We start from the raw sequence: 17,768 nt of genomic DNA on the forward strand, positions 1-17,768 counted from the left end.
TGTCAATGCCCGGTTCGTCCTGGGTCCGCTTTCCGAGTTCGAACCGTTACGGCCCGCCGGGTCGCTGTCCTGAATCGGACAGGGTTTGGCGGACCTCTTGACCGGGTGGTCCGTTCTTGTCGAAGGTGAGCAGGCAGCGACAACGTTGTCAGGAGGCGGCCTTTCCCATGCCTGCACGCACTTCGACCCGCGTCGCCGGGTTGCTCACCGCGCTCACCCTCCCCGCCGGGCTCCTCACGCCCGTCGCGGCGGCGGCGCCCGGTGGCGACCCCGTGGACGCGGTCAACACCTTCATCGGCACCAAGGACGACGGAAACACCTTCCCCGGCGCTTCCGCCCCGTTCGGGATGACGCAGGTCAGCCCGATCTCATCGCATTACGCCGGCTACCGCTACGACGACACCGCGATCCGCGGCTTCGGGCATTTCTTCCTGTCCGGCGCGGGCTGCTGGGAGCAGGGCGGCCTCGTGTCGACCCTGCCCACCACCGGCGCGGTCGGGCCCGGCGCGGCGTTCGACACCGCGAAACCCGAGACGTTCGACCACAAGAAGTACGCCTCGCCGTACACGCACGAGGGCGAGGTCGGGAAACCCGGCTACTACAAGGTGCGGCTCACCGGTTACGGCGGCGTCGACGCGGAGACCACCGCGACCACGCGGACCGGTGTCGAGCGGTACACCTTCGCGAAATCGGGCGATGCGAACGTTTTCGTGAACGTCGGGCAGGCCAACGACAAGGAACCGGTGACGGCGAGCCAGATCCGCGTCGTCGGGGACCGGACGGTCGAGGGAATGGTCGAGTCGCAGGCGTTCTGCGGTGGGAAGCCGTACAAGACCTGGTTCACCACGACGTTCGACAAGCCGTTCAAGTCCTTCGGCACCTGGTCGCCGACGGGCGGCACGCCGGGCTCGAAGGAGTCCGCCGGTGGTGAAGGGCTGCGCGGTGCGTGGCTGACCTTCGGTGGCGGGCAGGTCACCGCGACGACGGCGATCTCCCATGTGGACGCTTCCGGCGCCAAGCTCAACCTGGCCTCGGAGAAGGGCCGTTCGTTCGACGCGGTCCGCGACGGCGCCCAGCGCGCCTGGCGCAAGGAACTGTCCTCAGTGGACATCAAGGGCGGTACGAAGGACGACCGCACGGTTTTCTACACCTCGCTGTACCACGCGCTCCTGCAACCGTTGACCGGCAACGACGCCGACGGCCGTTACCGCGGGTTCGACGACAAGATCCACCGTGCGCTGGGCTGGACGTATTACGAGTTCTTCTCGTTGTGGGACACCTATCGCACGCAGAACCAGCTGCTCGCGCTGCTGCGGCCGTCGCGGGCGAAGGACGTCGCGAAGTCGGTGCTCGCCATCCACGACCAGGGTGGCTGGCTGCCGCGCTGGGCGTACGCGAACCAGGAGACGAACACGATGACCGGCGATCCGGTCACCCCGTTCCTGGTCGACCTGTGGCGTTTCGGCGCGCTGTCCGGGCAGGAGCTCGAGGCGTACCAGGCACTTCTGCAGAACTCGAGGGAGATCCCGCCCGCGTCCTCGCCGTTCCAGGGCCGCTCGGGCAACGCGAGCTACCAGAAGGACGGATTCGTCCAGTACGACAAGGACTTCCCGAAGAAGGGGCAGGACACCGACCCGAACCACGGCGCTTCGGCCACGTTGGAATACGCGCTCGCGGACTGCTCGCTGTCCATCATGGCCTCCGGTCTCGGCAAGAAGGACGACGCGAAGGCCTTGGCGGACAAGGGTCGCAGTTATCGCACCCTGTGGGATTCTTCGGTCAGCGATCGCGGCTTCACCGGTTTCTACCGGCCCAAGCTCGAAGGCGGCCAGTGGTTCAGCCCGGCGGACAAGCCGTACACCCCGCAGAGCCCGGACGGGTTCCACGAGGGCACGTCGTGGCAGTACCAGTGGCTGACGCAGCAGGACGTGCCCGGCCTCGTCGAGCGGATGGGCGGCAAGGAGAACGTCGGCAAGCGGCTCGACGACTTCTTCGCCTACGGGGATCTGGTCCAGGATCCGGCGAAGACCGTGCGCGAGGAATGGGTCGTCGGCCCGTACAACTACTACAACCAGTTCCGCTACAACCCGAACAACGAGCCGGATCTGCACTCGCCGTGGATGTACACGCTGACCGGGCAGCCGTGGAAGACCTCGGCCGTCGTCCGCGCGGCGCACACGTTGTTCACCAACGCGCCCAACGGGGTCACCGGCAACGACGACCTCGGGACCATGTCCGCGTGGTACGTCTTCAGCGCGCTGGGGCTGTATCCGGCGGTGCCGGGCACCGGGCAGTTCCTGCTGAACGCGCCGCGGTTCGAGAAGTCCGTGGTGCACTTGGAGAACGGTCGTGACATCACGATCAAGGCCGACGGCGCCGACGGGGCGAAGCTCCAGTACGTCCAGGGACTGGGATCCGGTTCGCAGCGGGCGTATGTCGGGTTGGAACAGTTGACGCGCGGGACCACTTTGGACTTCGAGCTCACCGCGGATGTGGCCAAGGCCACCTGGGCTACCGGCCCGGAAGGCGCGCCGGAATCGCCCTGCGCCGGGTGATCCGAGTGGTTTAGACCGGTTCTCACCGGGGGTCGTGAGCAGCATCACGACCCCCGGTGTTCCGGTGAGGGCCGTCACGCCTCACACTGGTATTACCACGTCCGACAGTGCTGTTGACGTTCTTGGCGAGTCCGCCTTGGACAGTGCTCGTCGGACGTAGTCATGTGTGCACGCATAGTGGTGAGACCCCACAGGAGGAGAAAGTGTCCAGCAAGGCCGCTCTAGTATTCCGCGTGGCCGCGGTAGCCGAAGCCCTCTCCTGGGCCGGGCTGCTGGTCGGGATGTTCCTCAAGTACGCCGTCAAGCTCGGCGAGGGCGGCGTCCCCGTCCTCGGCATGGTGCACGGCGTCGTGTTCGTCCTCTACGTGCTGGTCTCCCTGTCCGTGGCGAAGCCGCTCGGCTGGCGCCCGAAGACCCTGATCCTCGCGCTGCTGTCCAGCATCCCGCCGCTGTTCACCTGGCTGTTCGAGTCCTGGGCACTGCGCAACGGCAAGCTCGACGGCCCGCAGCGGCTGTCGCACGGTGGTGTCGGCCTGTTCGCGGCCAAGTCCGCGGAACCCGCCGCCGTCTGAATTCTTTAGCGCGTGAAGGCCCCCTTCACTCGGCTCAGCCGAGTGAAGGGGGCCTTCACGTACTTCCGGGGTTATTCGGTGAAGTCGCCGGTGGCCTTGCGGACCTTCGTGAGCAGGTCGGTCAGCTGCTCGGTCTGCTTGCCCGTGAGCCCGGTCAGCCCGAAGTCGATCTCGGTGACCGCCTTCGTGGCCTCTTCGCGGCGTGCGCGGCCTTCGTCGGTGATCTCGACCAGCGTGGTCCGGCGGTCGGTCGGATGCGGCACGCGTTTGACCAAGCCGTCCTTCTCCAGCCGGTCGACGATGTTGGTGACGCTCGTCGGGTGCAGCTGCAGGCGCTCGCCCATCACGCGCATCGGCAGATGGGAAGCGCGGGCGAAGGTCAGCAGGACCAGTGCCTCGTACCGGGCGAAGGTCAGCCCGTGCGGTTTGAGCGCGCCGTCCACCGCGGACTGGATGATCTGTTGCACGCGCATGATCCCGGTCACCGCGGCCATGGTTTCGGAAGGCCCGATACGGGCTTCCCACAGCTGCGCCGCGCGGGCGATCGGGTCGAACGGCAACGGACGGCTCATGGCGCTCGAAGTTACCAGCGGGTACCCGTGCCATGCCGCACCACCGGGTGTTATGCGTGGAAAAACCGTCTGAATGAGGAGCGAAAGATGATCGTGGCCTTCAGTGTCAGCCCGTCCGCGGCCGAGGAGGACGGCGGTGTCAGCGAGGCGGTCGCCCGCGCGGTGAAAGTGGTCCGCGAGTCCGGCTTGCCCAACTCCACCAACGCGATGTTCACGAACATCGAGGGCTCGTGGGACGAGGTGATGGACGTCGTCAAGCGGGCCGTCGAGGCCGCGGGCGAGGGATCGTCACGGGTCGGGCTGGTGCTCAAGGCCGATATCCGTCCCGGTTACGAAGGCCAGCTGACCGCGAAGGTGGAGCGCGTCGAGAAGCACCTGAGCGACTGAGTCAGGGGAGTGGCGGGGTGAACGAGACCAGCCACAGCTTGTCCTTGACCGCGACGGCCACCGGATAGCCGAAGGAGCGGCCGTCGCCGAGCTTCCCGCTGACGGTGGCCGAGGTCGGCGCGAGATCGTCCGGCGCGAACTTCACCGTGACGTCGTGGGCGCCGCGGCCGGCCAGCGTGTCGATATAGGACTTCGCGAAGTCGCCCGCCGACGCGGGCGGGTAGTCGATGAGTTCCGAGAGGGCCTCGACGTCGTGCTCGTTGAGTGCGGCGGTGAGGCCTTCCCGGAGCTGCCCGGGACTGGCGACACCGGGGTCGGGCTGATGGGCGATCAGGACCGTGATGACGCTCACCCACGTGACGGCGATGGCGATCGCGACGGCCACGGTGGCCGTCCTGCGTGTCGGAATGTCGATCACCCCCTCGTGGCGAGCCTGCCGGAACACCGGCGTCCTGCCAAGCGGGCAGCCGGGGGCATGCGGTGAAACGCTCGGGGATGCGTGCCAGGATGGAACCCGTGACACACCCACGCGGATCAGCATCGAAGACGGCGGCCCTGTCCGCCGCGCTTTCCGGCGCGGTCGACCTTTCCGCGCTCAAGGCGCGTGCCGAAGCGCCCCAGAAACAGCCTCCCGCCCCGCCGCGGCCCGCCGACGGCCCCGCGCCCGGCGGACCCGCCCCGGCGGGCGCCGTGATCGACGTCACCGAGGCGACCTTCCAGACCGAGGTCGTCGAGCGCTCCTTGCAGCAGCTGGTGGTCGTCGACCTGTGGGCCGAATGGTGCGGCCCGTGCAAGCAGCTCAGCCCGGTGCTGGAGCGCCTCGCCGCCGAGTCCGGTGGCGCCTGGGTACTCGCGAAGGTGGACGTCGACGCCAACCCGCGTATCGCGCAGCTCTTCGGCGCGCAGTCGATCCCGACGGTCATCGCCATCGGCGGCGGCCAGCCGGTCGACGCGTTCTCGGGCGCCCTGCCCGAACCCGAGATCCGCAAGTGGCTCGGTTCGCTGCTCGACGCGCTGCGCGACCGGCTGCCCGGCATCAAGGCCGCCGAGGAGAACGGCGGCGGTGTCGAGGTGCCGGAGGACCCGCGCTTCACCGAGGCGGAGGAGGCCTTCGAACGCGGTGACTTCGCCGCGGCGCAGGCGGCCTACGAGCGCATCCTGGACGTCGAACCGGCGAACGAGGAGGCCAAGACCGCGCTCGCGCAGGTCAAGTTCACCGCGCGCGCCGAGGCCGCCGGCCCGGACGCGATCGCGAAGGCCGACGCCGACCCGGCCGACCTCGACGCCCAGCTCGCCGCCGCCGACCTCGAAGTCGCGGGGCAGCAGCCCGAAGCGGGCTTCGCGAGGCTGATCGCCGCCGTGCGGCGTACGGCGGGCGACGAGCGCAACAAGGTGCGGGAGCACTTGGTGGCGCTGTTCGAACTGTTCGACTCGGCGGACGAGCGCGTCATGAAGGCGCGCCGGGATCTGGCGAGCGCGCTCTACTGAGGTTTCTTTCGGTACCCCCGGACGCCATGAAAGGTCCTTTCCTTGCAAAATTTGCAAGGAAAGGACCTTTCATGGCACTTCAGGGAGCGATGACCGGACCGATCAGCCGTACTGGGTCGAGCAGACGGACGAGTTCTCCAGGTAGCCCTTCCGCAGGGCTTCGAGCCGCTCGAAACCGTTGTCCACGCGCTTGCCGTTGACGTCGGCCGAGACCAGGCTCTCCGGGCTCAGCAGGTCCGAGATGGCCTCGTCGAGGTCACCGGCCGAAAGCCGCAGCGTCGCGCCGGGCACGGTGCTGGCCTTCGCCCACGCGCCGACCAGGCAGGCGGTGCGCAGTCCCGCGTTCGCGTTGTCGATCGACGCGCCGACACCCTTCTGGATGCCCATCGCGTACCGGGACGCGATCTCCGAGAACGCGGCGAAGTCGCCCTTGCCCTCGCTGTGCCCGCTTTCCCATTCCGCCTGCTGGTCGACCGGCTGGGCGAGTTCCCGCAGCTTGGCCATGTCGATGCTGACGGTGTTGTTCGACGGGCAGTACGACGCGGGTGGGGTGCTGGGGCCGCCGGGGCAGCTGCCGTTGCCGTCCTCGGTGATCTCCGGGCCGGGCACGCCCGCGCCCTTGAAGGCCTCGTCGAGGCTCTTCTTCAGGATCCCGATGATCTCGGCGTCGAGCTTCTCGTCGCCCTTGCCCTTGTCACCCTTGTCGAACGGGCGCTCGGTGATCCGCGCCTTGATGTTGTCCTCGTTCATCGCGGCGCATTCCTTCGGGCCCTTTTCGAACCCGACCTGGAACGCGTACGTGCGGTCGAACGCCGTGCCGTGCGCGCCCTGTTTGGTCGCGCTGGTGCCCGCCTGGTCGCGGATCAGGAACAGCGACGCCATGACCTGGTTGAGGCCTTCGGACGTGGAGACCCGGTAGTACTTGCTCTTGTCCTCGGCGACCCAGCGGAAGTAGCCGCCGGCGAAGCAGTCGGCCTGCTGTTCCTTGACGATCGACGGGGTGTTCTTCTTGATGCCCGCCTTCTCGGCGAGCCGGTACTGCACGGCGTGCCCGAGTTCGTGCGACAGCACGACGGCGCCCGCCATCTTCCCGAACCGCTCGCGCAGCATCGGCAGCAGCACGCCGCGGTCCCACGCCACCAGGTCACCCGGCGGGCAGTAGAACGCGTTGACGAGCTTCTTGACGCTCCCGCATTCGGTCTCTTCGTCGTCGGTCTTCGCGCTGTAGGACAGCAGCGACTTCAGCGGCTCGTACGGCTGCCCGAAATCGCGCGGCATGACCTCGGTCCAGTAGGCCTGCGAGTCGGCGATCGCGGCGATGGCCAGCTGGTCGTCTTCGGAGCCGTCCTCGTTGCGGACCTGCAGGTCCGGCTTCGGCGCGTTCGGCTTGAGCCCGCTCTCGAAATGCGTGATCGGCAGGCCGGCGACGTCACCGGCTCCCGGCTGGCTGCCTTGCTGACCGGTCGAGCTTCCCTTGTCGCTGCAAGCGCTCAGCCCGAGGGCCAGCACCGTCACGACCGCGATCAGAGCCGGGCGTTTGAAGCCCCGCGCTCCCCCTTGGATCATGTTCACTCGCTTGTCGTCAGGGCCCCGACCGGGCCGCGTACTCCGGCAAGCACGGACCCTACCCAGCGCTTATGGCCCGCGTGCAGGTAATCCCCGAAGTGGGTCTTGAGCGGGGCGGGGGCCCTGCCGATATGGTCGCTCCTCATGAGAGCAGTCCGCCGGTTCACCGTCCGCGCGAGCCTGCCGGAGTCGCTTTCCGGCCTCGGTGACCTCGCCACGAATCTGCGCTGGACCTGGCATCCGCCCACGCGCGACCTGTTCGCGTCGATGGACGCGGAGCTGTTCAACCGCGTTCGCGATCCGCTGCGGATGCTCACCGCCCTCCCACCCGCCCGGCTCGACGAACTCGCCGTGGACGACGCGTTCCTCGCCCACGCGCGCGAGGCGGTCGCCGATCTGGACCGCTATCTCGCCGAGCCGCGCTGGTACCAGAAGCAGGACGACCCCGATCTCCCGCCGGCCGTCGCGTACTTCTCGATGGAGTTCGGCGTCACCGAGGCGCTGCCGAACTACTCCGGCGGCCTCGGCGTGCTCGCCGGGGACCACCTCAAGGCGGCTTCGGACCTCGGCGTGCCGATGGTCGGCGTCGGGCTGCTCTACCGCGCCGGGTACTTCCGGCAGGCGCTGTCCCTCGACGGCTGGCAGGTCGAGCACTACCCGGTGATCGACCCCAACGCCTTCCCGCTGGAACTGCTGACCGACGGCGGCGAACCGGTGCTGGTCGACGTCGCGATGCCCGCCGGGCGGACGCTGCACGCGCAGATCTGGAAGGCCCGCGTCGGCCGGATCCCGCTGCTGCTGCTGGACACCGACACCGAGGCGAACGACGAAGACCTGCGCGCGGTCACCGACCGGCTGTACGGCGGCGACGCCGACCACCGCATCCGGCAGGAGATCCTGTCCGGGATCGGCGGCTTCCGCGCGGTGCGGCGCTACTGCGAGCTGACCGGGCATCCGCAGCCGAAGGTGTTCCACACCAACGAAGGCCACGCCGGATTCCTCGGGCTGGAACGGGCCCGCGAGATCATCCAGGCCGACGGGCTGGCGTTCGACGAGGCGCTGCCCGCCGTCCGCGCCGGCACCGTGTTCACCACGCATACGCCGGTCAGCGCCGGGATCGACCGGTTCCCCGTCGACCTGGTCCAGCGGTACTTCACCGACGGCAGGCTGGTCCCGGACGTCGACCCGCGCCGCGTGCTCGCCCTCGGCGCGGAGGACAACCCCGGCCTGTTCAACATGGCGCATATGGGGTTGCGGCTGGCCCAGCGCGCGAACGGCGTCTCGGCCCTGCACGGGCGCGTCTCGCGGCGGATGTTCTCCCGGCTGTGGCCCGGGTTCGACTTCGACGAAGTGCCCGTCTCGTCGGTCACCAACGGCGTCCACGGGCCGACCTGGGTGGCGCGCGAGCTGAGCGCGCTGCTCGGGCGCAACCACGAGGAGCTGGGCCTCGACGGGGCACAGGGCAAGCCGCTGCGGGACGGCGTCACCGACGAACAGCTGTGGGCGCTGCGGCGGGAGCTGCGCGAGAAGCTGGTCGCGGAGGTGAGGCGCCGGGTGCGGGCCGCGTGGATGCAGCGCGGCGCGTCCGCGCTCGAACTCGGGTGGACCGACACGGTCTTCGACCCGGACGTGCTGACCGTCGGCTTCGCGCGCCGAGTGCCGACGTACAAACGGCTCACGCTGATGCTGCGCGACCCGGATCGCCTGCGCGCGCTGCTGCTGGACGAGCGGCGCCCGATCCAGCTCGTCGTCGCGGGCAAATCGCATCCGGCCGACGAGGGCGGCAAGCAGCTGATCCAGCAGATCGTCCGGTTCGTCGACGATCCCGAGGTCCGGCGCCGCATCGTCTTCCTGCCGGACTACGACATGTCCATGGCGCGCTACCTCTACCGCGGCTGCGACGTCTGGTTGAACACGCCGGTGCGGCAGCTGGAGGCTTGCGGCACGTCGGGGATGAAGTCCGCGCTCAACGGCGGTCTCAACCTGTCCATCCGCGACGGCTGGTGGGACGAGTGCTACGACGGCAGCAACGGCTGGGCGATCCCGACCGCGGACGGCGTCACCGACCCGCTGCGCCGCGACGAACTGGAGGCCGCGGCGCTCTACGATCTGCTGGGTCACCAGATCGCGCCGCTGTTCTACGACCGCGGCGCCGACGGCGTGCCCGGCGGCTGGCTGTCGATGGTGTGGCATACGCTGGAGACCCTCGGACCGCGTGTGCAGGCTTCGCGGATGGTGCGCGAATACGTCGAATCGGGTTACCTGCCCGCCTCTCGGATGGTCGCCGAAGCCACGGGTGACGGCTACCGCGGCGCGTTGTCGCTGGCCGACTACCGGACCAAACTGGACGTTTCCTGGCCACGGGTGCGGATCTTCGACACCGAACTGCTCGTCGAGGATTCCGCGCCGATGGTCACCGGCACCGAGGTGACCATCCGGGCGCGGATCGACCTCGCCGGCCTGGAACCGTCCGAAGTGGACGTCCAGGCCGTCGTCGGGAAGGTGGGCGACGGGGACGAGTTGAGCGACCCCGTCACCGTCGGCATGTCGGGCGACGGCATCGGCGCGTTCGCGGCGCGGCTGAAACTGCCGCATCCGGGCTCGATCGGCTACACCGTCCGCGTGCTGCCGAAACACCGTCTGCTGGCCACGCCCGCGGAACTGGCCCGCGTCGTCCACGCATAGGCCGGTACCGAACAAAAGAAACCTCCGATTCTCGATTTCCGCCGAACAATGCGGAACGGCCCGGTGAAATAGACTTTGCCGGGCCGATCGCGAATCGCGGAGGAATGGTGGCTTCGGCGAAGGAAACGAAAACATCGCGCAGGGCCAAGGACCGGCTGCACCATGTCCACGCCCGCGCCGGTATCCGGCAGGACGGCCTGCGCCATGCGCTGGGGCCGGAATTGCGGGACATCTGGGGGATAGCCGAGGACGCCGAGCCGGGCCGGGTGCGCGAAATCGTCCTGCTGCGGCTGAACCGCGTTCTCGAACGGTTCGCCGACCCGCTCATGCCCGAGATCGTCTGGACCGCGTACAACCTCGGCGTGGATCCGGCGAACGGCGGGGCGGGCATGGTCGGCCGGATCCGGACCATGGTCGGCCGCGGCCGGGTCGCCGTCTCTGAACGGACCTGCACCAGGCGGTTCTACGACTTCCTGGGGAGCGTCAAGAACAGCCTGGACGGCTTCCAGGAGGACCTCACCGGCGAGGACTTCAGGCTCGCTTCGCGATGGATCGCCGAGAACGTCCGTCCCGAACGGGAGCGAAATCCGAGCGAGCCCGTGCCGTCGGTCATGCGGATGTTCCTCGACGGCACGGTATGCGGCCCGGCGGACGAGGCGGGCGCGCCGATCCCGGCCCGCCTCGGCGCGCACGGTGAGTGGCTCTGCGTCTTCACCGACGAACGTCTGCTGGCCGAGTACCGCGCGGTCACCGGCGCGGGCTGGTCCCGGATCAGGCACCGGACCGGCCGCGAGGTCGTGCTCGCCGCCGCCGGTCGCGACGCGGCGACGGGGGTGCTGGTCAACCCCAGGCCGACACGCGGCGCCGGGATCCACGCCGCGCTCCCGCTCTCCCCGGACTCGATCGCCCGGCTCGCGGTCCGCCGTTAGGGAACGGCGGGCGTGCCGCCTTCCCGGATCGGGAGGCCGGCCGAACGCCAGGCCCGGAACCCGCCTTCGAGATCGGTAGCGCCCGGCAGGCCGAGCCGCTGCAGGTCTGCGGCGGCGAGGCTCGACGAGTACCCCTCGTTGCACACGACGATCACCGTCGAGTCCGGGTTCACTTGCGGCAGCCGCCACTCGCTGTCCGGCGCGAGCCGCCATTCGAGGTGGATCCGCTCGACGACCACCGAGTCCGGGATCTCCCCTTCTTCGAGCCGGTTGACGTGCGGGCGGATGTCCACGATCAGGGCGCCGTCGCGCTGCAGCCGCAGCGCCTGCTCGGGCGCCGCCCGGTCCAGTCCGGCCCGGGCGGCGGCCAACAGGTTGTCGATAGCGCTCATCGGCCCAGTATCGGGGCCAGCGAGGGGATCTCGGCGGGAACGTCGGCGAGCGTGCGGTATTCGCGGGTCGCGACCAGCGGCGGCGAGTAGGCGTGGACGCTGGCGGCGGGATCGGTGCCGATGCCGGTCACCTGGTGCGCGCGCCCCGCGCCGAAGCCGATGCCCTCGCCCGCGACGTGCGTGCGGCGCCGGATCGGGCCGCCGGGGTAGCGGTACTCCTCGCCGAGTTCGCCCTGCAGCACGGTGAACGAGCCGGACGCGCCGCCGTGGTCGTGCGGTTTGGTCTGCTGGCCGGGCAGCCAGGACAGCAGCCACAGCTCGACGCCGTCGGTCAGCGCGAGACGCGCCCACCAGCGGTGGTCGGCGTCGAAGCGCAGCAGGCCGCGCAGGCCCGAGGTCAGTTCGGTGGCGACGGTGGAGGTCAGGTCGGCCAGTTCCCGCGGCGTCCACAGCAGACGGTCGGGGTGCAGCAGTTCCGGCAGCAGCGGGTCGACCAGCTGCGGATGGATCTCGAAGTCCTGGCGCGGGGTGATGGACGTGGTCACGGTGAGGCTCCTCGTGGAGGTTCGCGGGCTCGGAAGCAGGGCCGAACGCGGCGCGACACGGGGTGCCGTCGGAAGAGCGGGGACTCAGCCGTGTCGCGCGGTGGTACACCCGCACGAGGCGACGAGCAGCAGGTCGATGGCCCGGCGGCGCCAGAAAGAGCCCCCGATGACGGGGAAGGCGGCGGACACGGACCTGATCACGTGCTCGATGCTGCCACAGCGGCCGCTTCCGGGGCGCTTCGTCCCACTCCCTGGACCAGCCGCTTTCCGTCGACCGGCGGCCCGGTGCACACACGCGCGCGAGTGCGGACACAATGGGCGCGTGAGCGAGCCGATCCAGCCCAGCGAACTTGACGACCTCGTGGTGAGGATGACCGGTGTCGGGGTCCGCCGAACAGGCAACGACCTCCTCGCCGACCTCGATTGGACCGTGGAACTGGACGAGCGCTGGGTGGTGCTCGGCCCGAACGGCGCGGGCAAGACCACCCTGCTCCGGCTGGCCGCGGCCGAACTCCACCCGACCTCGGGAACGGTCGACCTGCTCGGCGACCGGATCGGCAAGGTCAACATCTTCGAGCTGCGCCCGCGGATCGGGTTCACCTCGGCCGCGATCGCCCAGCGTGTGCCGGGTGAGGAGCGCGTCGTCGACGTCGTGGTGAGCGCCGGGTACGCCGTCGTCGGCCGCTGGCGTGAGGAATACGACAGCCTCGACACCGACCGCGCCCTGGAGCTCCTGGGCGCGCTCGGCATCGCGCACCTGGCCGAGCGCACCTTCGGCACGCTGTCCGAGGGCGAGCGCAAGCGGACCCTGATCGCGCGTTCGCTGATGACCGACCCGGAGATGCTGCTGCTCGACGAGCCCGCCGCGGGGCTCGACCTCGGCGGCCGCGAGGATCTCGTCGCCCGTCTTTCGGAGCTGGCCCTCGACCCGGAGGCGCCCGCCATGGTGCTCGTCACCCATCACGTGGAAGAAATCCCGCCGGGGTTCACCCACGCGCTGCTGCTGCGCGACGGCCGCGCGGTCGCGTCCGGGCTCGTGGACGACGTCGTGACCAGCGACAACCTGTCCAAGACGTTCGATCAGGACCTGCTGCTCGAACGGTCCGGTGATCGCTTCTTCGCCCGTCGCCGCTGACGGGTCGTACTGACCGGTAGCCTGCAATCTGTCTTGGACGGTTAAGGAGGACGGCGTGGGAGAGTTCGTAAGTCTCGAGGTCGAAGGCGGGGTCGGCACGATCCGGCTGGACCGCCCGCCGGTCAACGCGCTGAACAACCAGGTGCAGGCCGAGCTGGCCGAGGCGGCCCGTGAGGCCTCCGAGCGCGACGACGTGCGCGCCGTGATCCTCTACGGCGGTGAGAAGACCTTCGCGGGTGGCGCGGACATCAAGGAGATGGCCGAGCGCACGTACCCCGAAATCGCGAAGTTCGGCGCCGCGCTGACGGCGTCGCTGGCCACCATCGCGAACATCCCGAAGCCGGTCGTCGCGGCCATCACCGGCTACGCGCTAGGCGGCGGCCTCGAACTCGCGCTGACCGCCGACCGCCGCATCGCCGGCGACAACGTCAAGGTCGGGCAGCCCGAGATCCAGCTCGGCGTCATCCCCGGCGCCGGCGGCACGCAGCGCCTCGCGCGGCTGATCGGCCCGAGCAAGACCAAGGACCTCGTGTTCACCGGCCGGTTCGTGAAGGCCGAAGAGGCCCTCGCGCTGGGCATCCTCGACGAGGTCGTGGCGCCGGACGACGTCTACGCCGCCGCGCACAAGTGGGCCTCGCAGTTCGCGAACGGCCCGGCTGTCGCGCTTCGCGCCGCGAAGGCCGCCATCGACGGCGGTCTCGACACCGACCTCGCGAGCGGCCTGAAGCTCGAATCCCACCTCTTCGCCGCGCTCTGGGCGACCGAGGACCAGCGCAACGGCATGAAGTCGTTCATCGAAAACGGCCCCGGCAAGGCCACCTTCGAGGGGAAGTAAGCGCGATGACCCAGGTGAACGATCCGGCGCCGAATCCGCACGCCACCGCCGAAGAGGTCAAGGCCGCCTTCGACGACCCGAAGCTCGCCAACGTGCTCTACCACGACTGGGAAGCCGGGACCTACGACGAGAAGTGGTCCATCTCCTACGACGAGCGCTGCATCTCCTACGCGACGGACGTGTTCAACGCCGTCGCCGGTGAAGACGGCCAGCCGTACCCGACCGCGATGGAACTGGGCAGCGGCACCGGTTTCTTCCTGCTGAACCTGATGCAGGGCGGGGTGATCAAAAAGGGTTCGGTCACCGACCTCTCGCCGGGCATGGTGCAGGTCGCGCTGCGCAACGCCGAGAACCTCGGCCTCGACGTCGACGGCCGGGTCGCCGACGCGGAGCGGATCCCGTACGAGGACAACAGCTTCGACCTCGTCGTCGGGCACGCGGTGCTGCACCACATCCCGGACGTCCGCGCGGCGTTCGCCGAGGTGCTGCGGGTGCTGAAGCCGGGCGGCCGGTTCGTCTTCGCGGGCGAGCCGACGAAGGTCGGCGACTTCTACGCGCGCAAACTCGGCCAGATCACGTGGTACCTCACCACCAACCTGACGAAGATCCCGGTGCTGAACGGCTGGCGCCGTCCGCAGGAGGAACTCGACGAGTCCTCCCGTGCGGCCGCACTGGAGGCCGTGGTCGACATCCACACCTTCGACCCGTCCGACCTCGAGTCGATGGCCCGCGGCGCGGGCGCGCAGGACGTCCGCGCGGTCACCGAGGAGTTCGCCGCGGCGCTGGCGGGCTGGCCGATCCGCACCTTCGAGGCCGCCGTGCCGCAGGAGAAGCTGACCCTGCGCTGGCGTCTGTTCGCGTACCGGCTGTGGCTGCGGCTGTCCGCATTGGACAAGAAGCTGCTCGCCAAGGTGCTGCCGCGTGAGCTGTTCTACAACGTGATGATCACCGGTACCAAGCGCTCGTAGGTTGCCGTACCACTTCACGCTCGACGACGTCGCCTTCCTGCGCTCCGGCGCGGGAAGCGCGGCGCTCGCCGCATGCTCGTCCCTGCCGCTGACCGACAAGACCCGCATCGCCGACGTCGCCGCCGTACGCCGGATCGCCCCGGACCACGCGGCCGCGGTGCTGGAAACCGTGGTGCTGCGGCGGAAGTCGTCGGCCAAACTGGACTCCGCGCGTTCGTGGCTGTTCACCGGCGACGCCCTTCAACAGGCCAGCGCCACCCTGGTCGCCCGGCACCGGGCCGCACGGCTCACCGGCCGTGACGTCCATGACGTGACGTGCTCGGTCGGCGCGGACCTGGTCGAGATCGCCCGCGTCGCCGCGAAGGCGCTGGGTTCGGATCTGGACGAGGTCCGGCTGGCGATGGCGCGGCACAACGCCGCCGAGGCCGGGGTTTCGCCCGCGTTGCTCAGGGCCGACGCGCTGCGGCCGGTCAGCCGGTCTTCGGTCGTCGTCGCCGACCCGGCTCGCCGCGACTCCGCCGGGCGCCGGGCGTGGAAGCCCGCCGACTTCCTGCCGCCGCTGGACGGCCTGGTCGAGGCGTATCGAGGCCGCGAACTCTCGGTGAAATGCGCGCCGGGGCTCGATTTCTCCATCGCGCCCTGGGCGGACGAGGTCGAACTGGTCTCCCTGGACGGTCAGGTCCGCGAGGCGTGCCTGTGGCGCGGCGTGGATTCGACGGTGTCGCGCCGCGCGACGGTGTTGCGTTCGGACGGTGCACAGTGGACGGTCACCGACGCCGATCCCGACGAGATCCCCGTGCGCGAGCCGGGTGAATGGATCGTCGACCCCGACGGCGCCGTCGTCCGTGCCGGACTCGTGCGGCATTACGCGGCACGGCACGGTTTGTGGCAGCTCGACGAACGCATCGCGTACCTGACCGGCGACACTCCGCCGCCGGGAATCCGGGCGTTCCGGGTGTTCGAGCACGGACCGTACAGCGAGAAGAATCTTCGTGTACTGCTGAAAAAACACGATATCGGTCGATTGGAAATCCTCGTCCGCGGTCTCGACATAGACCCGGATGCCTTGCGGCGCAAGCTGAAACCTCGCGGAGGTGAAGAAGCTACTTTGGTTCTGACCAGAATCGGTCGTTCTGGAGTAGCGTTCCTTTGCCGCGCACAGCTGACGTGAGGAGCATTTCCATGAGCCGGTTCACCGGTCTGCTGAAACTGGCCGCCGCAGCGGCCGCCGGAGCCGTCCTCGCGGGCGGCGCCACCGCCGTCGCGAACACCGACGACGCCACCTGGCGGCGCGGTCACGAGCCCGCGAACATCGGCCAGGTCAAACTCGACGTGAAGGCCTACTACGGCGATGTCGTCGGCAGCGACGGCAAGCACGGGTATTCCGAGGGCAGCCGGTTCGTCTCCGACACGAAGCGCCAAGTCGAGGACGCCAAGCGCTATCTCTCGCGGCGGCTGGACCGCGGCGTGAAGAACCCCGCCGTCGTGTTCGACGTCGACGACACCGCCGAGGTCACCTACGGCTGGGAAGCGGACAACGACTTCGGCTTCGACCCGAAGAAGCAGCAGGAAGCGATCGACAAGGGCACGTTCGTCGCGAACAAGCCGGTGCTGGAGCTGGCGAACTGGGCCGCGCAGCGCGGCGTGAAGATCTACTTCCTGACCGGGCGCAACGAGTTCCAGGGCCCGCAGTCGCTCAAGAACCTCGCGAACGAGGGCTACCCGGCGCCGGCGGGGGCGTTCTTCAAGCCGAAGACCACCGCGCCGGACTACCTGCCGTGCGGGCTGACCTGCACCACCGTCCAGTACAAGGCGGGTACGCGGAAGCACATCGCCTCGACCGGGGCGACCATCCTGGCCAACTTCGGCGACCAGTTCAGCGACCTCGAAGGCGGATACGCCGAATTCCCGGTCAAGCTGCCGAATCCGATGTACTACCTGCCCTGAGGAGGAATATCCGCGTGTTCGGCGTCGCTGTGCCCGGTATGTCTGACAAAAAGGTGTTGAAGCCCAGCGCGGACCACCCGATCACGGTGGCGCCGAACGAGGCGCGAGTGGTCGTCACGATCGGCGGCAAGGTCGTGGCGGACAGCGCGAACGCGCTCACCCTGCGGGAGGCGAACTACCCGCCCGCGCAGTACATCCCGCGTGCCGACGTCGACTTCGACCTGCTGGAGCGGACGGACCACTCGACGTACTGCCCGTTCAAGGGCGACGCGTCGTACTACAGCATCCGCACCGGCGACGGCCTCGCCGAGAACGCCGTCTGGACCTACGAGGCGCCGCACGACGCGGTCGCCGAGATCAAGGACCACGTGGCGTTCTACCCGACGAAGGTCGACTCGATCGAAGAGCGCTGAACCCCTCACGGGAGCTGGTTGATCCGGTCCCCGTCGGCCGCGAGCGAGGTGTCGGACTCGATGCGCCAGGCCTCCAGGCCCGGCGCGTCGAGTAGCGCGTCGATCAGGGCCTCGTCACCCGCGACGAGGGTCGAATCGAAGTCGACCTCGGTGGCGACGCACCACGCGCGGTCGTCCGGCCAGAACAGGTTGGGCGACTGCGCCTCGAACCAGTTCGGCCGGGGCCGCCAGCCGAGTTCGGTCGCGGCCGTCAGTGGCCCGTGGAACAGCAGGTAGTCCCGGCCGGGATGGCGCAGGCGAGGCGCGGCGAGGTGTTCGCGGGACAGCGTCGCCTCGTCGGCCCAGCCGTAGCCCTCCCAAAGGCAGAACCAGCCGTTCGGTGTGCTCGTGTGCCGGCCGAGCACGGCCAGCAGCGCGGTGAGGCTGTGCGACGGCAGACTGCCCCGCTCTGGCGGGGAGCCCCGCCAGAGCGAACCGGTGAGATTCACCGGATCCGGGGAGCCGACGAGCGCGTGCCACTGCATGGCGGCATGGGCCCGGCGCCCCGTCTCGGCCGCGGCTTCGCGCCAGCTCGCCCAGCCGCCGCGATCACGCTCGGCGGGATGGCAGACACGCGCGTACGCGGCGTAGCCACGCGGAACCGTGCGGCCCGCCGCGCCGAACGCCCCACCGAGCCTGGGGGAGATCCACTCGGCGGGGGACGGGTCGAGCACCGGCAGCAGCACGACGGCAAGTCTTCAGCAAGATCAAGTGAAGCGCATCTTGTCGGTGGCCGGGGG

Annotated in this window: 18 protein-coding genes; 12 read left to right on the top strand and 6 right to left on the bottom strand. The window is 69.3% G+C overall.

Annotated elements, in window-relative coordinates:
* Window positions 1–167 precede the first annotated feature (167 nt).
* Both ACSMFO_RS23320 and ACSMFO_RS23325 read left to right on the top strand, forming a co-directional pair.
* Window positions 168–2,555 carry a GH92 family glycosyl hydrolase gene (locus tag ACSMFO_RS23320; RefSeq protein ID WP_436460503.1) on the top strand — a complete coding sequence of 796 codons (2,388 nt, stop codon included), beginning with the start codon at window positions 168–170 and terminating at the stop codon, window positions 2,553–2,555.
* Between the two features lie 203 nt (window positions 2,556–2,758).
* Entirely contained in the window at window positions 2,759–3,127 is a 369-nt protein-coding gene (locus ACSMFO_RS23325; protein WP_037341771.1) for a DUF3817 domain-containing protein, read from the top strand.
* Between the two features lie 71 nt (window positions 3,128–3,198).
* Here the strand turns inward: ACSMFO_RS23325 and ACSMFO_RS23330 are convergent, their stop codons facing one another.
* Entirely contained in the window at window positions 3,199–3,699 is a 501-nt protein-coding gene (locus ACSMFO_RS23330) for a MarR family winged helix-turn-helix transcriptional regulator (RefSeq protein WP_037341773.1), read from the bottom strand.
* A gap of 87 nt (window positions 3,700–3,786) precedes the next feature.
* Between ACSMFO_RS23330 and ACSMFO_RS23335 the strand changes: the two genes are divergently transcribed.
* A complete protein-coding gene (locus ACSMFO_RS23335) occupies window positions 3,787–4,086 on the top strand; it encodes a thiamine-binding protein (RefSeq protein WP_016336630.1) in 300 nt (99 codons plus the stop codon).
* A 1-nt stretch (window position 4,087) separates the two neighbouring features.
* Here ACSMFO_RS23335 and ACSMFO_RS23340 read toward each other — a convergent pair whose 3' ends face one another.
* A complete protein-coding gene (locus tag ACSMFO_RS23340; RefSeq protein WP_436460589.1) occupies window positions 4,088–4,504 on the bottom strand; it encodes a hypothetical protein in 417 nt (138 codons plus the stop codon).
* Window positions 4,505–4,602: 98 nt separating this feature from the next.
* Here ACSMFO_RS23340 and ACSMFO_RS23345 point away from each other — a divergent pair, with 98 nt between their 5' ends.
* A complete protein-coding gene (locus ACSMFO_RS23345; protein WP_360125252.1) occupies window positions 4,603–5,574 on the top strand; it encodes a tetratricopeptide repeat protein in 972 nt (323 codons plus the stop codon).
* 102 nt (window positions 5,575–5,676) lie between these two features.
* On the opposite strand, the gene ACSMFO_RS23350 is transcribed toward ACSMFO_RS23345, so the two are convergent.
* Entirely contained in the window at window positions 5,677–7,140 is a 1,464-nt protein-coding gene (locus tag ACSMFO_RS23350; protein WP_436460504.1) for a neutral zinc metallopeptidase, read from the bottom strand.
* A 144-nt stretch (window positions 7,141–7,284) separates the two neighbouring features.
* Between ACSMFO_RS23350 and glgP the strand changes: the two genes are divergently transcribed.
* Entirely contained in the window at window positions 7,285–9,825 is a 2,541-nt protein-coding gene (gene glgP, locus ACSMFO_RS23355) for an alpha-glucan family phosphorylase (protein ID WP_038509241.1), read from the top strand.
* A 104-nt stretch (window positions 9,826–9,929) separates the two neighbouring features.
* Window positions 9,930–10,754: a hypothetical protein gene (locus ACSMFO_RS23360; protein ID WP_436460505.1), complete on the top strand. Its 825-nt coding sequence runs from the start codon at window positions 9,930–9,932 to the stop codon at window positions 10,752–10,754.
* Here ACSMFO_RS23360 and ACSMFO_RS23365 read toward each other — a convergent pair.
* A complete protein-coding gene (locus ACSMFO_RS23365) occupies window positions 10,751–11,146 on the bottom strand; it encodes a rhodanese-like domain-containing protein (protein WP_038509247.1) in 396 nt (131 codons plus the stop codon). The two genes, ACSMFO_RS23360 and ACSMFO_RS23365, sit on opposite strands and share 4 nt — an antisense overlap.
* A complete protein-coding gene (locus ACSMFO_RS23370; RefSeq protein ID WP_436460506.1) occupies window positions 11,143–11,691 on the bottom strand; it encodes a cysteine dioxygenase in 549 nt (182 codons plus the stop codon). Before ACSMFO_RS23370 ends, ACSMFO_RS23365 begins: the two co-directional genes overlap by 4 nt.
* A 322-nt stretch (window positions 11,692–12,013) precedes the next feature.
* Between ACSMFO_RS23370 and ACSMFO_RS23375 the strand changes: the two genes are divergently transcribed.
* The 6 genes from ACSMFO_RS23375 to ACSMFO_RS23400 are packed head-to-tail and all read left to right on the top strand — an operon-like array spanning window position 12,014 to window position 16,989.
* Window positions 12,014–12,826, top strand: coding sequence for an ABC transporter ATP-binding protein (locus ACSMFO_RS23375; protein WP_037341789.1), 813 nt, complete (start codon window positions 12,014–12,016; stop codon window positions 12,824–12,826).
* Window positions 12,827–12,881: 55 nt separating this feature from the next.
* Entirely contained in the window at window positions 12,882–13,661 is a 780-nt protein-coding gene (locus ACSMFO_RS23380; protein WP_005167845.1) for an enoyl-CoA hydratase/isomerase family protein, read from the top strand.
* Between the two features lie 5 nt (window positions 13,662–13,666).
* Window positions 13,667–14,629: a class I SAM-dependent methyltransferase gene (locus ACSMFO_RS23385; protein WP_073848159.1), complete on the top strand. Its 963-nt coding sequence runs from the start codon at window positions 13,667–13,669 to the stop codon at window positions 14,627–14,629.
* A 1-nt stretch (window position 14,630) separates the two neighbouring features.
* The gene (locus ACSMFO_RS23390; RefSeq protein WP_436460507.1) at window positions 14,631–15,800 is read left to right on the top strand and encodes a THUMP-like domain-containing protein; all 1,170 of its coding nucleotides are present in this window, start codon (window positions 14,631–14,633) and stop codon (window positions 15,798–15,800) included.
* Window positions 15,801–15,811: 11 nt separating this feature from the next.
* Window positions 15,812–16,576 (top strand): HAD family acid phosphatase, encoded by a 765-nt coding sequence (locus ACSMFO_RS23395; protein ID WP_016336615.1) that lies wholly within the window; start codon window positions 15,812–15,814, stop codon window positions 16,574–16,576.
* A 38-nt stretch (window positions 16,577–16,614) separates the two neighbouring features.
* Window positions 16,615–16,989, top strand: a complete 375-nt coding sequence (locus ACSMFO_RS23400; protein ID WP_038509252.1) for a DUF427 domain-containing protein — start codon at window positions 16,615–16,617, stop codon at window positions 16,987–16,989.
* 5 nt (window positions 16,990–16,994) lie between these two features.
* Here the strand turns inward: ACSMFO_RS23400 and ACSMFO_RS23405 are convergent, their stop codons facing one another.
* Complete coding sequence (locus ACSMFO_RS23405; protein ID WP_436460508.1) at window positions 16,995–17,714, bottom strand: hypothetical protein; 720 nt, start codon at window positions 17,712–17,714, stop codon at window positions 16,995–16,997.
* Between the last annotated feature and the right edge of the window lie 54 nt (window positions 17,715–17,768).

Origin of the sequence: Amycolatopsis sp. w19, from assembly GCF_051373225.1 — a bacterium.
Classification (GTDB): domain Bacteria; phylum Actinomycetota; class Actinomycetes; order Mycobacteriales; family Pseudonocardiaceae; genus Amycolatopsis; species Amycolatopsis japonica.

Coding starts and splice junctions, on each gene's coding strand:
- ACSMFO_RS23395 (WP_016336615.1), top strand. CDS start 15,812: ATGAGCCGGTTCACCGGTCTGCTGAAACTGGCCGCCGCAGCGGCCGCC.
- ACSMFO_RS23335 (WP_016336630.1), top strand. CDS start 3,787: ATGATCGTGGCCTTCAGTGTCAGCCCGTCCGCGGCCGAGGAGGACGGC.
- ACSMFO_RS23365 (WP_038509247.1), bottom strand. CDS start 11,146: ATGAGCGCTATCGACAACCTGTTGGCCGCCGCCCGGGCCGGACTGGAC.
- ACSMFO_RS23330 (WP_037341773.1), bottom strand. CDS start 3,699: ATGAGCCGTCCGTTGCCGTTCGACCCGATCGCCCGCGCGGCGCAGCTG.
- glgP (WP_038509241.1), top strand. CDS start 7,285: ATGAGAGCAGTCCGCCGGTTCACCGTCCGCGCGAGCCTGCCGGAGTCG.
- ACSMFO_RS23350 (WP_436460504.1), bottom strand. CDS start 7,140: ATGATCCAAGGGGGAGCGCGGGGCTTCAAACGCCCGGCTCTGATCGCG.
- ACSMFO_RS23385 (WP_073848159.1), top strand. CDS start 13,667: ATGACCCAGGTGAACGATCCGGCGCCGAATCCGCACGCCACCGCCGAA.
- ACSMFO_RS23400 (WP_038509252.1), top strand. CDS start 16,615: ATGTCTGACAAAAAGGTGTTGAAGCCCAGCGCGGACCACCCGATCACG.
- ACSMFO_RS23320 (WP_436460503.1), top strand. CDS start 168: ATGCCTGCACGCACTTCGACCCGCGTCGCCGGGTTGCTCACCGCGCTC.
- ACSMFO_RS23360 (WP_436460505.1), top strand. CDS start 9,930: ATGGTGGCTTCGGCGAAGGAAACGAAAACATCGCGCAGGGCCAAGGAC.